Raw genomic sequence first — 14,972 nt, 5'->3', positions numbered from 1 at the left:
TAACTATCGAATGTTATACAATCTTCCATCTTTATCTATCGATAATATGACAATATTTTTGATAACTTCAAATAAAACATAGTGTAAATAGGAGAGCATTGGCAACTTAAACATCCGTTTGATTAGTCACCTGATCAATAGGCCAACGCGCCACTAATTGAATTTGTTCACTCTTTTCACCGCGAGATAGACGCTCATGTCCAAGATAAGCCACCATTGCCCCATTATCAGTACAAAATTCAGATCTTGGAAAATAGACATTAAACTGCCCTAACTCTGATAACCGACGTAATTCTGAACGTAAATATTGATTCGCACCGACCCCACCTGATACCACTAAAGCGCTAGCGCCGGTTTGCTTTAAGGCTCTTAAGGACTTTTGAATTAAAGTATCAATCAAGGCTGCTTGAAAGCTTGCGGCAATATCAGGATAATCAGCTTCTGTGGCTGACTCAATTGTCAATAATGCTTTTGTCTTGATACCGCTAAAGCTAAACTCAAGCCCCGGACGGTTCAACATTGGCCTTGGAAATGTATATCGCTCAGAATCCCCGTTTTCTGCAAGCTTTGCTAATTCAGGGCCACCAGGATAAGGTAGTCCCATAATTTTAGCAGTCTTATCAAATGCTTCACCTACTGCATCGTCTAGGCTTTCACCTAATAGTTCGTAATCTCCAAATGCTTTTACGAATACTAATTGTGTATGCCCGCCTGAGACCAAAAGCGTCACAAAAGGATATGAAGGTTTCTCTTCTTCAAGCATCACCGCCATTAAGTGAGCCTCCATATGATTGACCCCTAACACAGGGATATCGAGCGCTAAACCAAGTCCTTCAGAATAAGTAGCACCGACCATCAACGCGCCAATCAGCCCCGGCCCTCTTGTAAAAGCGATCCCTTCAAGATCCGAAAAATCAAGCCCTGCTTCTTTTAATGCAGCATTCACTAATAAAGGAAGCTTACGAATATGATCTCGAGAAGCAAGCTCAGGCACAACGCCACCGTATTGTGCATGCAGCTTTATTTGTGAATATAATTGATGCGCTAACAGTCCTTTATCACCACTATAAATTGCTACCCCTGTCTCATCGCACGAGCTCTCTATTCCCAATACAATCACTATCTGCCTCTTTATCTTCTACTGATTAATAAATCATTCATAAATGCTTATGACACCAAATCTTGTTTCGACGATTTTATATTTGTAAGCTTATATCTCTATCTCATAATTATCGACATATAATTGTTGGCAATGAATCATTACGGATAAAAAATGATCGCACCCCAAACAATGATAACTAGCCCTATCGCAATCATCACAAGTGCCGAGCCAATATCCTTTGCTTGCCCTGATAACGGATGATAATCAAAACTAATACGATCAACAATAGCCTCAATTGCCGAATTAATCAGCTCCATCAAAAACACGAGTATTAAGCTTCCGAGCAAAAGTGACAGCTCTATCCCGCTATCTGCAACATAAAAGGCTAAAGGAATTAAAAATATGGCTGCAAAAAGCTCTTGCCGAATCGCAGCTTCATTCTGAAAAGCCGCCTTTAGCCCACGCAAAGAGTAGCCCCCTGCTGCAATAATTCGCCCTAAACCTGTGCGATTGGGCTTATTCATTTTATTATTCATTATAATTTTGCACCTTGAGTCAACTGACCAATAATCTCAGATTTATTGAGCAATAAAAAATAGACAAATAGATAATTTGCCTATAATTGCGCAACAATCTCGACACTTTTTCGCGTAGACTATGCTATTTTAACGGGGTAATTGCACTTCAATGATCTGATTTGTTTCATTCTCTTTATCAGTATCATCAAGCATTACCCATACAATGAAAGCAATGATCAATACGAGAATAAGCCACTTAAAGGGACGTTTGCGTTTTTTTTCTTGGTAATACATAGTGATATAAATTCTACTTTTCTTGTTAATTTAAAGAGATTGCTTGAAATATTATTACAAATTACTCAAACTACTAATTCATTTTAAAAAGTATTTAAGAGTATCGAATTCACCCATTGTAGCAAATCCGAACCTTTTTGAACTATAAAATTCGTATCAATTAATCGTAGGAAGAGTTGAGAATATAGATGAGTAAATCATTAGTTATTGTTGAATCACCCGCCAAAGCGAAAACTATCGAGAAATACCTCGGTAAAGATTACACTGTCCTAGCCTCATTTGGGCATGTGCGTGCTTTAGTGCGCAAACAAGGATCCGTTGATCCTGATAATCATTTTGCGATGAAATACGAGGTGATCCCACAAAATAAAAAACACCTTGCTGCGATTGAAAAAGCACTCAAAGATGCCGACAACCTTATGCTCGCAACTGACCCGGATAGAGAGGGTGAAGCAATCTCTTGGCATATACTAGAGTATCTCAAAAGCAAAAGAGCCCTTACTGGTAAAAGCGTTTGTCGCGTCGTCTTTAATGAGATTACTAAAAGTGCCGTACAATATGCGGTTGCGCACCCACGACAAATTGATATGGATCTTGTTGAAGCACAACAAGCTCGAACAGCGCTCGATTATTTAGTCGGTTTTAATCTCTCGCCACTACTCTGGAAAAAAATTAATCCTGGACTTTCTGCGGGACGCGTACAATCTCCGGCACTTCGTCTCATTGTGGAACGAGAAGATGAAATTAACGCCTTTGTTAGCCAAGAATATTGGTCAATCTTTGCAGATATGGCAAAAGACAAGAGCCAATTCTCTGGTAAATTGACAGAATACAAAGGTGTAAAAGTTGAGCAATTCTCTTTTACCGATGAGAAAAGTGCTCTCGAAGTACAAAACACATTAGAAGCACGTTTTGGAAAGACGATTCCCGTTTATAACGTTGAGAAGAAACAACGTAAACGTAATCCGGCAGCTCCTTTTACTACCTCAACGTTACAACAAGAAGCTTCACGTAAATTGCGCTTTAGCACTTCTCGGACTATGCGCACAGCACAAGATCTCTATGAAGGGATCAACTTAGGTCATGATACGATCGGTTTAATCACCTATATGCGTACAGACTCTGTTGCGCTCTCCAATGAAGCGCTTGAGGATATCCGTAAATATATTCTCACCAAACATGGAAAAGAGTATCTTCCTAAAGAAGTTCGTGAGTACAAAACTAAAGCGAAAAATGCGCAAGAAGCCCATGAAGCCATTCGCCCTACCTCTGTCTTTAGAACGCCTGAATCAGTTAAAGAGTATTTAACCTCTGATCAATATCGCCTATATGAACTCGTGTGGAAACGTGCGATTGCCTCACAGATGGAATCTGCCATTATGGATACAACCGCCGTTGATCTTGGGGAAAAAGGGCTTCATACCTTTAGAGTTACAGGTTCAACCATTGCGTTTCCTGGCTTCATGAGTCTCTATCTTGAAGATGTGGATGATGAGAAAGAAGATCAAAAAGAGGAAGATCGTATCTTACCGGAGATGAAAACCGGCGATATTATCGATTTAGAAGCGATTAACCCTAATCAGCACTTTACAGAGCCACCACCGCGTTATACTGAAGCATCCTTAGTTAAATCATTGGAAGAGTTCGGCATTGGTCGTCCTTCTACCTATGCTTCCATTATTGCAACGTTACAGAAACGTGAATATGTCATTTTAGATAATCGCCGCTTTATCCCTACAGATACAGGTAAGATAGTCTCTCGATTCTTAAGTTCGGAATTTAAACGTATTGTCGATTATGAATTTACCGCCTTGATGGAAGATGGCTTAGATGAAATTTCTCGTGGAGAGAAAGAGTGGATTCCATTACTTCAAGAGTTCTGGAAACCTTTTATCGCTCAATGTGATTTTGTGGAAGAAAATGTCACACGCGCAGAAGTTGCTCAAGCTAAAGTATTAGGGGAAGACCCCAAAACCGGTAAGCCTGTCTCTGTGAGAGTTGGCCGCTACGGACCTTTTGCACAGATTGGCGATAAAGATGATGAAGAGAAACCTCGCTTTGCTTCCCTATTGCCGGGACAGAGTATTGATACTATTACCTTTGATGAAGCGATGGCGCTCTTTAGATTACCCCGCGTATTAGGTCAAGGTGAAGATGGCTATGATATTCGTGCGAATATCGGTCGTTTTGGACCTTATATTCAGTATGGTCCTCGCAAATTTGTATCACTCAAAGAAGATGATCCGTACAGTGTCTCTTTTGAGAGAGCCCTTGAAATCGTAGAAGCACATAAAGCAGCAGAAGCAGCGAAATTTATCAATTCTTTCCAAGATGGCGATGTCACGATTGAGATCATCAATGGTCGCTTTGGCCCTTATGTTACCGATGGTAGTAAAAACGCCAAAGTTCCAAAAGATCAAGATCCTGCAGAATTGACCCTTGAAGCCTGCAAAGAGATGCTAGAAAAAGCACCGGCGAAAGGAAAACGGAAAGCTGCCACGAAAAAAAGCACAAAAGCAGACGAAGATAAGAAAGCAACAAAATCAACAGCTGCTAAAAAAACAACTGCAAAAAAGACGACTGCAAAGAAAACAACTACTAAAAAAGCAACGACCAAAAAGACAACAACAGCCGCTTCAACAAAAACAGCTACAAAATCAAGTAGTACTACTAAGAAAAGTACTGCTAAAAAAGCACCGACAAAGACGACTGCTACAGCTAAAAGTCGTGCAAAAAAAACGACTGCTGAAAATTAATTGCTTTTTTAGGTATACTAAGGGGGAGTTTCGACTCCCCTTTTTCTATGCCCACCTCAACCACTATAATAAAGTCATGATCACTGAGCGACACATATAAGATACGACATTAAATTGGTATTATTAATTGATACCAAACATTGATATCAAATTGAAATAAAAATAAATTTATATGTCATATTGCGCTAATCGGGGATTAACCTTATCTGAACATAAAGAGAGATGTAACTGCTATGCTATCGGAAAAACCTTACATATTAATCGTAGATGATGAGAAAGATATCTGTAACCTTGTCAGCGATATCCTGCAAGATGAAGGATATGAAGTAGCGATGGCCTATAATGGCAATGAAGCGAAGGCTCTTAAAGCAAAACGGGAACCAGATCTGATTTTACTCGATATTTGGATGCCGGATATTGATGGGATCTCTCTTTTACAATCCTGGAAAGAGAATAATGACTTACACTGCCCTGTCATTATGATGAGTGGACATGGAACTTTAGAGCATGCGATCGAAGCAACTAAACTAGGCGCTTCTGATTTTCTAGAGAAACCTTTAACATTAGCCAAACTCTTACTTGTGGTAGAAAAAACACTGCAAGAAGTGAAAGAGATGCCCACCGTTGCTTCACAAGAAGGAATTAAACCTTTAGATATCCCGCCATTTGAGCCAATCGGTAGAAGTTCGATGATGAATCACCTACGACAAAAACTCAAAGAGGCGGCAAAATCAGAAACCAATATCCTTTTAATTCATACTTTTGGCTCAGAAGTTGCCGGCATTGCAAGTTATATTCATCATCAATCACATCGTAAAGCAGCGCCATTTTTTGAACTTAGCTTTAATTCTCTCACACTTACAGAGATGAAAGAATTAATCGAAAATGCAGATAAGCGCTCAAAATTATTGCAATCTATCGATGGTGGTACACTATATGTCAGTAATATTGAGCAAGCTGATGATCGTGCACAAAGACTGCTCTACGATTTACTGCAGACTAAATCATATACGCAACCTCAAACAGGAGCGATTGTTCCGACGAATATTCGCTATCTCTTTTCAGCACAACCCTCTCTTTTCAATCTTGTAGAAAATGATGAGTTTGATGAACGTCTATGGCACCTTATTAATGTTGTCGTGATTGAAATTCCATCACTAGCAGATCATCCTGAAGATGTTCCCGAGTTGATCAACTACTATGTGCATCATTTCGTGGAAGATAAACATCTCACCTATCGCCATTTCTCAATTGCGGCACAAAATCGTTTACGCAATCACTATTGGAAAGGTAATCATTTAACGCTTAAAAATATTATCCAGCGTCTCTTAATCCTAGGTAAAAGTGATGAAGTCACGTTAGATGAAGTTAATCAAGCTTTAGAGCAAGATAGTAAATTAGAAGAGAGTAGCGCATTTACCTCGACTGATCATTTACTGCTTCACTTACCCTTGAGAGAAGCACGCGAACAGTTTGAACGGGCTTACCTCATTGCCCAATATGAACGCTCAGAAGGTAATATTGCGAATCTTGCAGAACTTGTCGGCATGGAACGCACTAATCTCTATCGAAAACTCAAATCTTTAGATATCGATCCTAAAAAAGGCTATTAATCGAAGATTGATTAAGCATTATCTATTTATTGAGCCTTAGATATTTATTGAGCCTTAGATATTTGTTAAGTCCTAGATATTGATTGAGCAATATTCATTATCCATTCGAAAATTGAGGATATTTTACCTGTGATTACTCAAGCGCAATTACACGCAAATTTAGAAAAAATTAATGAGCGCATTGTAGAAGCGGCTCATAAAGCATCACGAGCGCCGGCTGATATTACCCTATTATTAGCCACCAAAACCCGAACGCCTGAAGTGATTAATGAAGCTATTCGTTTAGGTTATGGGTTAATTGGTGAAAACCGCGCACAAGAACTGGTTGAAAAAGCCCCCTTTTTAATACCGGCATCTATGCCTACCTCTAATAAAGAGATAGCTGACATCACTCAGCAGTCAATTTCTGCTGAAGCAATTTCTTACGTTACCCCTCGAGAAACGCATTTTATTGGCGCTTTACAAGGTAATAAAGTCAATGAAGTCACTAAACTTGCCGATTGCATACAAAGTGTCGATCGCTTACGAATCGCACGAAGAATTCATCAATATGCACTCGATAATCATCTGCAAAAACGGATTCTGATACAGGTTAATAGTAGCCTTGACCCTAACAAACAAGGGGTTTTACCTGATGAATTACCGCAATTTTTGGAGGATATTGCTTCTTTCTCAACCCTGAAAATAGAAGGATTAATGACCATAGGTCTACAGACTGAAGATGAAAAACTGATTCGACAAGGATTTGCTGACCTACGAATACTGAGTGAAAAGATGCGTACTCAAGGATTACTTCCGGCTGATGCCACAACTTTATCAATGGGTATGAGTGGTGACTTAGAGCTTGCAATCTTAGAGGGCTCGACACTACTTCGTGTGGGAAGTGATATATTTGGTGCTCGATAATCATCGAGTATTAACTTTCACAATATCATCGGATAAGCACAGCAACTTTGTTGTGCTTTCTTTATTGCTTCTTCATTATTGTATCTTCTTTGAACAATATATCGTGAAATCGGTTCAAAATAAGTTTATTAAAATGCCGGTGCATCAGTTGTAAGAAGTGCGAAAGCTGTTCTATCCGGCATCTTGCAAGTGTTGTCTAGCACGGTTTGATTTTTTTTAAAATCCCGTAATAGCTGTTTAAAAAACCATTTTTCTTAAACAAAATTTACTATAAGAACTTGAATTTCTATTTTCTACCTACATATTACCAATCGTTCAATAGAGGCAGGCTTACAGCGTGAATGATTATTAGATAATTATTACCTTGTCCATTACTTTGCTCATTATCCGATTCCGTTTAGATGAAATAAGGTAAATTCAAGAAGATTTACCTCAATGTGTGCACTAAGACTACGGTTTTTTCAATTTTTTTGTATTTTTTTGAATAAATCACTTGAAGTCTTAAAAATCGTTCCCATATTGTACTCAGAAACGGGCGAATGGACTCATAAGCAGATAATAAACAATGATTATCCCATTCATTCAAAACTGTAGTTCAGCCCAACAAGTTTTTAATATTAAAAGTTCATTCAAAAGTATATTTAAACATCAATTTAAAACAGATATTTTTACTCGATTTACTTTGATTCATTATCTTGTAATTCAAGTATCACTTAATAAAAAGGAAATAGAATAATGGCTAAAATTATTGGTATTGACTTAGGTACAACTAACTCATGTGTTGCGGTAATGGAAGGCGATAAAGTTCGCGTTATTGAAAACGCTGAAGGCGATCGCACTACCCCTTCAATTGTTGCTTACACACCAGATGAAGTATTAACCGGTGAACCTGCAAAACGTCAGGCAATCACAAACCCTAAAAATACGTTGTATGCAATCAAACGTCTCATTGGTCGCCGTTTTGATGACGCAGAAGTACAAAAAGATAGAGAGATCGTTCCTTTCTCTATTATCAAAGCAGATAATGGCGATGCTTGGGTTGAAGTATTAGATAACCAAAAAATGGCACCACCAGAAGTTTCAGCACGCGTTCTAATGAAAATGAAAGAGACTGCTGAAAAATATCTCGGCGAAAAAGTAACTGAAGCGGTTATTACCGTTCCTGCATACTTCAATGATGCGCAGCGTCAAGCGACTAAAGATGCAGGCCGCATTGCTGGTCTCGATGTAAAACGTATCATCAACGAACCAACAGCAGCAGCGCTTGCATATGGTCTTGATAAAGATACTAAAGGCGAGAAAAAAGTTGCAGTATTCGACTTAGGTGGTGGTACATTCGATATCTCTATCATTGAGATTGCAGACTTTGATGGTGACAAACAATTTGAAGTACTCTCTACAAATGGGGATACATTCCTAGGTGGTGAAGACTTCGATAATGCAGTAATCAACTATCTTGTTGAAGAATTCAAAAAAGAGTCAGGCATTGACTTACAAAATGACCCACTAGCATTACAACGTCTTAAAGACGCAGGTGAAAAAGCGAAAATTGAACTCTCTTCTGCACAGCAAACAGAGATCAACTTACCTTACATCACAGCAGATAATACAGGACCTAAACATCTTAATATCAAGATGACACGTGCTAAATTAGAAGCGTTAACAGAAGATTTAGTTGAGCGTACTTTAGAGCCTTGCCGTATCGCACTTAAAGATGCAGGTTTATCAGCGGGACAAATCGACGAAGTGATCTTAGTCGGTGGTCAAACTCGTATGCCTAAAGTACAAGAAAAAGTGAAAGAGTTCTTTGGTAAAGAGCCACGTCACGATGTTAACCCTGATGAAGCAGTAGCATCTGGTGCGGCAGTTCAAGGGGGTGTATTAGGGGGCGATGTTAAAGACGTTCTTCTTCTTGATGTAACCCCGCTATCACTTGGTATCGAAACTATGGGTGGCGTGATGACAAAACTCATTGAGAAAAATACAACGATTCCTACTAAAGCAAGCCAAGTCTTCTCTACAGCACAAGACAATCAGCCTGCAGTAACAATCCATGTATTACAAGGTGAACGTCCTCAAGCATCAGAAAACCACTCTTTAGGTCAGTTTGATCTTTCTGATATTCCACCAGCACCACGTGGAACACCACAGATCGAAGTGACATTTGATATCGATTCTGACGGTATTATGAACGTTTCGGCAAAAGATAAAGCAACTGGTAAAGAGCAATCTATCCAAATTCGCTCTAACTCAGGTTTATCAGAAGCTGATATCGAAAAAATGGTGAAAGATGCTGAAAAACATGCGGAAGAAGATAAGAAATTCCAAGAGCTTGTTTCAGCACGCAATATGGCAGAACAGATGATTCATGCTTCTGAAAAATCAATTAAAGATTTAGCAAATAAAGTAGAAGAATCAGAAAAAACAGCTATTGAAGCGGCGATCGAAGAGCTTAAAGTTGCAGTAAAAGGTAGTGACCTTGATGATATCAAAGGCAAAACTGAAAAACTCACTGAATTAGCTGGCGCATTAGCACAAAAAGCATACGCTGAACAAGGTGATGCTGCAGGCGCTGAGGCTGCTGAAGCCAAAGATGAAAATGTCGTCGACGCTGAGTTTGAAGAAGTTAAAGATGACAAGAAAAACCAATAAGGTTTAACACTTGTAATAGTTAATAGTAGGATACCTCTTAACGGGGTATCCTATTTTACAGATCACAATACAACAATCTTGAAACCCTTTATCAATAGAACATTTATAAAATTTGAACCTCATAAAAGGTTACAACCCTAAATTTCTATCGATAAATAGTTTTGATATTGAACGCTATTTATAACGCTATAGCGCTATCATGGCAGATAAGTATTACATAGGTAATACATAAGTAATAAATTCACAATATTTCAACGATATTCTGATAACATTCAAACAAAATTTAAAAACATTTAGATAAGATCAATAAGTAAGGACAAGCATTTATGGCAGAACGGGATTATTACGAAGTATTAGGTGTTTCTAAAACGGCAACACAAGATGAAATTCGTAAAGCTTACAGACGGTTAGCGGGTAAATATCACCCAGATCGTAATGCCGATGATAAAGAAGCGGCAGAAGAAAAATTCAAAGAAGTACAAAAAGCATATGAAATCCTCTCTGATGAAGAGAAAAAGGCTGCTTATGACCGTTTTGGTCATGCTGGTGTCAATGGCCAAGCTGGCGGATTTGGCGGTGGCGGTCAAGGTGGATTTGGCGGCTTCGAGGATATTTTTGGTGGCAATGGCGGTTTTAGCGATATCTTTGGTGACTTCTTCGGCGGTGGTCGAGGTGGTGCGAGCAGTGGTCCGCGCGCTTATCGGGGAGATGATATCGGTTATCAGCTTGATGTCACGCTTGAAGAAGCTGTATTCGGTACCACTACTCGTATTACAGTTCCTACAACCGTTCACTGTCACTACTGTAATGGAACCGGTGCAGCAGAAGGTTCTGAACCTGTGACCTGCCCTACCTGTCATGGTGCAGGACAAGTGAGAGTCTCTCAAGGTTTCTTCTCTGTGCAACAGACCTGTCCTGACTGCCATGGTCGTGGTAAGAAAATCACCAATCCATGTAAACATTGTCATGGTACCGGTAATGTGAAGAAAAATAAAACGCTCGAAGTTAAAGTACCTGCAGGTGTGGATACCGGTGATCGTATTCGTCTATCCGGTGAAGGAGAAGCGGGTGAAAACGGCGGACCTAACGGAGATTTATATGTACAAATCCGCGTGAAAAAACATGCCATTTTCACTCGAGAAAATGAAAACCTCTACTGTGAAGTCCCTGTAAGTTTTACAACAGCGGCACTCGGTGGTGAGATTGAAGTGCCTACCTTAGATGGTCGAGTAAATCTTAAAATTCCAGCGGAAACACAAACTGATCGCGTCTTCAGATTACGTGGTAAAGGTGTCAAACCGGTTCGTGGCGGCGCGCAAGGCGATCTATACTGTACCATTAAAGTTGAAACACCTGTAAAACTCAGCAATGAACAGAAGGATATGCTTCGTAAATTTGGGGAAACATTGGGAGAAAACCACGCCCCTAAGCAAAATAGCTGGCTTGACAAAGCAAAACGATTTTTCGAAGACTTGGGTAAATAGAGCCAGCGAGAAGTTACAAAAGTGGTTTCGCCACCTTAAAGATTGGTGGCATTCTCACACACAACGATAAAGATATTAAAAACGCATTTCAGCAGTGTGGAATGCGTTTTTTAGTACCCATTTTTTAATGCTCTCGCTTTTATCGTACGATCGATTCAAAATAAGCGTATTTAAATGCCGGCGCATCGGTTGTAATAAATAAGGAAACTGTTCTATCCGGCATCTTGCAAGTGTTGTTTAGTACGCTTTTATGTTTTTGAAATCCCACAATAGCTGCTGAAAAACCATTTTTCTTAAACCAAATTTACTATAGTGCTCTTGAGCACTCATTACGAATCTAATCAGCAACCTCAGATTTTTGCGCGATCTTATCATCCTGTGCAATATCCGCACTACTCGCACTTGGTAACTCTTTCCATGGTTGGAATAGGAAGAAATACGCAATTGCGCCCAATAATCCCGAAACTCCCATAACAGTTGTAAGCATCGATTGATCTTTCATTACAATAGAACTTGCGACAGCCCCGACAAAGAATTGCGTGGCCGAATTAAGTGCCATTGCTGCCCCTGCCCGATTGTAATTAAGCTCAATAATTTGAGAGATAATATTATTCCCAATAAAACCAGAAACACACATGAGCATAAAAGTAGAGAAGAAGAATCCCCATAAAGAGCGATCGCCAATTAAAAGCATTAAGATACCGGCCAGACTAATCCAAATAAGCCCAAAGATCGCCAGTGTTGCAATATTAAATCGGCGAAGTAAAACGATATTCATAAATGCACTAATGATCACACCAACAATATTGAGACCAAATAGTAGACTAAATTGGAATTCTGATAATCCGTAAGTCCCTTGATAGAGATAGGAGGATCCGGTGACATAAGCAAATACCATTCCTGCCGGCAATGCACAGCCGAGCATCGCTCCTAATGAACGGCGATCTTTGAGGATCAAATAATAGTTATAAAATGTCCCTTTGAGAGTAATATCCGGGCGATCTCCTTTTTTATAGGTTTCCGGTAAAAAGAAAAATGTCAGGAAAAATGCCAAAGAGCCAAAAAGTGTCAATACCCAAAAGAGCGCACGCCAATTATTAAAAAACTTCAGAACCATAACACCGACAAGAGGTGCTAAGAGCGGTGCAATCATCATAATGACCTGCACTACAGACATCATCACCGCAACTTGTTTACCTTTAAAAACATCTCGTATTACCGCACGCCCAACCACCATACAAGCACCTGCACCAATGGCTTGTAACAGACGTAGCACTTGTAAGCTCTCTACATAAGAGATTAATGTACTGCCAATACTCGTTAAGGAGTAAACAACAGCTCCAAAGAGAATAATATTCCGCCGGCCATATTTATCCGACAGAGGTCCATAAAACATCATACCAATACACAAACCGATCAAGAAAAAGGTCAATGTCTTCTTCACCTCAGCATCCGTTGTCGCTAATCCCTCTTGAATTTGTAGAAATGCCGGTAAATAGAGATCAATCGACATCGGTCCAAATGCCCCCATTAATGTAATAATAATGACCAATAATGGAACTTTAGGAAGCTTAGTAGGTGTATATATCGCCATAAAATCAGTGTCTTTCCTCTATTATCTATTATAAAGAGCTTCAGTTGCGAAGAACTATCAAAATTCAAGCTGTGAGAACCTACTTTGATCAAGCAACTAGCCTGTAGAATTGTAACATAGCTCTAAATTAAAGCTAAATAGTCGCTAAATGGAAGAATTTCTGCCCTTTACGTACCATTACCCTATGAGATGCGCTAGAATAACTGCTTTAAATGTCCTTGCTTCATTATTGATCGAAATTTAGCGATAGAGAGTAACCTATGATTCAACTATATAATAGCCTTACACGACAAAAAGAGACTTTTGTTCCCCTTGAAGAGAATAAGATTAAAATGTATGTCTGTGGAATGACCGTCTACGATTACTGTCATATTGGTCATGCGAGGTCATTAGTGGCATTTGATATGATTAATCGTTATTTTCGTCATAAAGGCTATCAAGTGAAATTTGTCCGTAATATCACCGATATTGATGACAAAATTATTGCACGTGCACAAGAACGTGGTATTACCATTCAAGCCTTGACAAGCGAATTTATCGACAAAATGCACGAGGATTGTGAAGCGCTCAATATCCTATCCCCTGATAGTGAGCCTCGAGCAACAGCGCATGTTGAAGGTATGATCACTATGATCAGCAAATTGATGGATAAGGGGCTGGCCTATCGTGCTGATAATGGAGATGTGTACTATCGTGTCCGCGCTTTCAAAGAGTATGGAAAATTATCGAATCAATCTATTGATGAACTACGCGCCGGTGAGCGTGTCGCCGTAGATCAATTTAAAGAAGATCCCGTTGATTTTGTGCTTTGGAAGCATGCGAAAGAAGGCGAACCTGCTTGGGATTCACCATTTGGCCCCGGTCGCCCCGGTTGGCATATTGAATGCTCTGTAATGAGTGAAGAAGAACTCGGCATTCATTTTGATATTCATGGCGGTGGCATGGATCTTAAATTCCCTCATCATGAGTGTGAAATTGCCCAATCAGAAGGCTGCCACGATGAGAAGATGGCTAATTATTGGATGCATAATGGCTTTATCAATATTGATAATGAGAAGATGAGTAAATCGCTCGGCAACTTCTTTACCATTCGTGAAATCTTAGAAGTCTACCCGGCAGAAGTGCTACGTTTCTTTATTTTAAGCACCCATTATCGTAGTCATATCAACTACTCTAATGAAACGATTACCCAAGCAGGTAATGGCTTACGCCGACTTTACACCGCACTCAGCAACGTGCCAGCTGAACTCCCTGCACTACCAGAATCTCATCCTTTACTGGATAAATTCTATGCAGCGATGGATGATGACTTTAATTCTGCCCTTGCCATCTCCATATTATATGAAGCAGCAACAACCTATAACAAAACTCAAGATGCCATTTACTATACAATCCTTAAAGAACTCGGCGCTGTCTTAGGATTGTTGCAACAAGATCCGAAACAATTCTTACAAGGTGATACAGAAAATCTTAGTATCGATATTGATGCGATGATTATTGCACGCAACCAAGCAAGAGCAGATAAGAATTGGGCAGAATCAGATCGTATTCGTGATGAGCTCGCAGCGCTCGGAATTGCCCTTGAGGATAAAAATGGCCAAACAACATGGAGAAAAATATCATGATTAATCCAGAAACTGGTGAAGCACTCGTTGAATTTCCCTGCCACTTTGCTTTCAAAGTGACCGGAGAAAATACCCCTGAATTTGAAGAGACTATTATTGCGTTGATGACTGAGGTTGATCCTAATCTCGATCATGATCGTATTAAACGTAATTTGAGTAAAACAGGAAAATATCTCTCTTTAACGATTGATGTTTACGTCACTGAGCAAGGACACATCGATAAAGTCTATGAATTACTCAAAGATGAGAAACGTGTTCTCTTTGCAATTTAAGATTCATAAGAGTAGGTTTATGATCAAGGGATACTTTGGCAATGCACAATCTATAATCGATTAGCAATAAGGTTGAGTAACAAGGTTAAAGTATCTAAAAATCCTCGGCTGTTACCCGAGGATTTTTTATGCTATAAGAAATGCTACAAACGGTAA

The 14,972-nt window shown here is 39.5% G+C and carries 11 protein-coding genes; 7 read left to right on the top strand and 4 right to left on the bottom strand.

The window, feature by feature from the left end; genetic code table 11:
* Window positions 1-106: 106 nt before the first annotated feature.
* From tsaD to DC083_RS10230, 3 genes are all read right to left on the bottom strand, one after another.
* Window positions 107-1,120, bottom strand: a complete 1,014-nt coding sequence (gene tsaD, locus DC083_RS06170; RefSeq protein WP_109189361.1) for a tRNA (adenosine(37)-N6)-threonylcarbamoyltransferase complex transferase subunit TsaD — start codon at window positions 1,118-1,120, stop codon at window positions 107-109.
* Between the two features lie 140 nt (window positions 1,121-1,260).
* On the bottom strand, window positions 1,261-1,638 hold the full coding sequence (locus DC083_RS06165; RefSeq protein WP_229822368.1) for a diacylglycerol kinase: 378 nt from the start codon (window positions 1,636-1,638) through the stop codon (window positions 1,261-1,263).
* Between the two features lie 129 nt (window positions 1,639-1,767).
* Entirely contained in the window at window positions 1,768-1,914 is a 147-nt protein-coding gene (locus DC083_RS10230) for a hypothetical protein (RefSeq protein ID WP_189364565.1), read from the bottom strand.
* Window positions 1,915-2,102: 188 nt separating this feature from the next.
* On the opposite strand from DC083_RS10230, the gene topA reads away from it, so the two are divergent.
* The 5 genes from topA to dnaJ all read left to right on the top strand — a co-directional run bounded on the left by topA (window position 2,103) and on the right by dnaJ (window position 11,325).
* Complete coding sequence (gene topA, locus DC083_RS06160; RefSeq protein ID WP_109189360.1) at window positions 2,103-4,670, top strand: type I DNA topoisomerase; 2,568 nt, start codon at window positions 2,103-2,105, stop codon at window positions 4,668-4,670.
* A 233-nt stretch (window positions 4,671-4,903) separates the two neighbouring features.
* Window positions 4,904-6,283 carry a sigma-54-dependent transcriptional regulator gene (locus DC083_RS06155; protein ID WP_109189359.1) on the top strand — a complete coding sequence of 460 codons (1,380 nt, stop codon included), beginning with the start codon at window positions 4,904-4,906 and terminating at the stop codon, window positions 6,281-6,283.
* A 129-nt stretch (window positions 6,284-6,412) separates the two neighbouring features.
* A complete protein-coding gene (locus tag DC083_RS06150) occupies window positions 6,413-7,189 on the top strand; it encodes a YggS family pyridoxal phosphate-dependent enzyme (RefSeq protein ID WP_229822370.1) in 777 nt (258 codons plus the stop codon).
* A gap of 735 nt (window positions 7,190-7,924) precedes the next feature.
* Window positions 7,925-9,841 (top strand): molecular chaperone DnaK, encoded by a 1,917-nt coding sequence (gene dnaK, locus DC083_RS06145; RefSeq protein ID WP_109189358.1) that lies wholly within the window; start codon window positions 7,925-7,927, stop codon window positions 9,839-9,841.
* A gap of 326 nt (window positions 9,842-10,167) precedes the next feature.
* Window positions 10,168-11,325, top strand: a complete 1,158-nt coding sequence (dnaJ, locus tag DC083_RS06140; RefSeq protein WP_109189357.1) for a molecular chaperone DnaJ — start codon at window positions 10,168-10,170, stop codon at window positions 11,323-11,325.
* 337 nt (window positions 11,326-11,662) lie between these two features.
* Here the strand turns inward: dnaJ and DC083_RS06135 are convergent, their stop codons facing one another.
* The gene (locus DC083_RS06135; RefSeq protein WP_109189356.1) at window positions 11,663-12,919 is read right to left on the bottom strand and encodes a multidrug effflux MFS transporter; all 1,257 of its coding nucleotides are present in this window, start codon (window positions 12,917-12,919) and stop codon (window positions 11,663-11,665) included.
* A gap of 260 nt (window positions 12,920-13,179) precedes the next feature.
* Between DC083_RS06135 and cysS the strand changes: the two genes are divergently transcribed.
* On the top strand, window positions 13,180-14,544 hold the full coding sequence (cysS, locus tag DC083_RS06130) for a cysteine--tRNA ligase (protein WP_109189355.1): 1,365 nt from the start codon (window positions 13,180-13,182) through the stop codon (window positions 14,542-14,544).
* Window positions 14,541-14,816 carry an HP0495 family protein gene (locus DC083_RS06125; RefSeq protein ID WP_026879166.1) on the top strand — a complete coding sequence of 92 codons (276 nt, stop codon included), beginning with the start codon at window positions 14,541-14,543 and terminating at the stop codon, window positions 14,814-14,816. The genes cysS and DC083_RS06125 overlap by 4 nt, the downstream gene beginning before the upstream one ends.
* Window positions 14,817-14,972 lie beyond the last annotated feature (156 nt).

Origin of the sequence: Ignatzschineria ureiclastica (genome assembly GCF_003121845.1) — a bacterium.
In the GTDB taxonomy this organism is placed as follows: Bacteria; Pseudomonadota; Gammaproteobacteria; order Cardiobacteriales; family Wohlfahrtiimonadaceae; genus Ignatzschineria; species Ignatzschineria ureiclastica.
This window is presented reverse-complemented; position numbering and strand designations above follow the sequence as displayed.

What these genes read in the sequence shown, in the direction of transcription:
- DC083_RS06165 (WP_229822368.1), bottom strand. Translation starts at nt 1,638, where the DNA reads ATGAATAATAAAATGAATAAGCCCAATCGCACAGGTTTAGGGCGAATT.
- DC083_RS10230 (WP_189364565.1), bottom strand. Translation starts at nt 1,914, where the DNA reads ATGTATTACCAAGAAAAAAAACGCAAACGTCCCTTTAAGTGGCTTATT.
- topA (WP_109189360.1), top strand. Translation starts at nt 2,103, where the DNA reads ATGAGTAAATCATTAGTTATTGTTGAATCACCCGCCAAAGCGAAAACT.
- DC083_RS06155 (WP_109189359.1), top strand. Translation starts at nt 4,904, where the DNA reads ATGCTATCGGAAAAACCTTACATATTAATCGTAGATGATGAGAAAGAT.
- dnaK (WP_109189358.1), top strand. Translation starts at nt 7,925, where the DNA reads ATGGCTAAAATTATTGGTATTGACTTAGGTACAACTAACTCATGTGTT.
- dnaJ (WP_109189357.1), top strand. Translation starts at nt 10,168, where the DNA reads ATGGCAGAACGGGATTATTACGAAGTATTAGGTGTTTCTAAAACGGCA.
- DC083_RS06135 (WP_109189356.1), bottom strand. Translation starts at nt 12,919, where the DNA reads ATGGCGATATATACACCTACTAAGCTTCCTAAAGTTCCATTATTGGTC.
- cysS (WP_109189355.1), top strand. Translation starts at nt 13,180, where the DNA reads ATGATTCAACTATATAATAGCCTTACACGACAAAAAGAGACTTTTGTT.
- DC083_RS06125 (WP_026879166.1), top strand. Translation starts at nt 14,541, where the DNA reads ATGATTAATCCAGAAACTGGTGAAGCACTCGTTGAATTTCCCTGCCAC.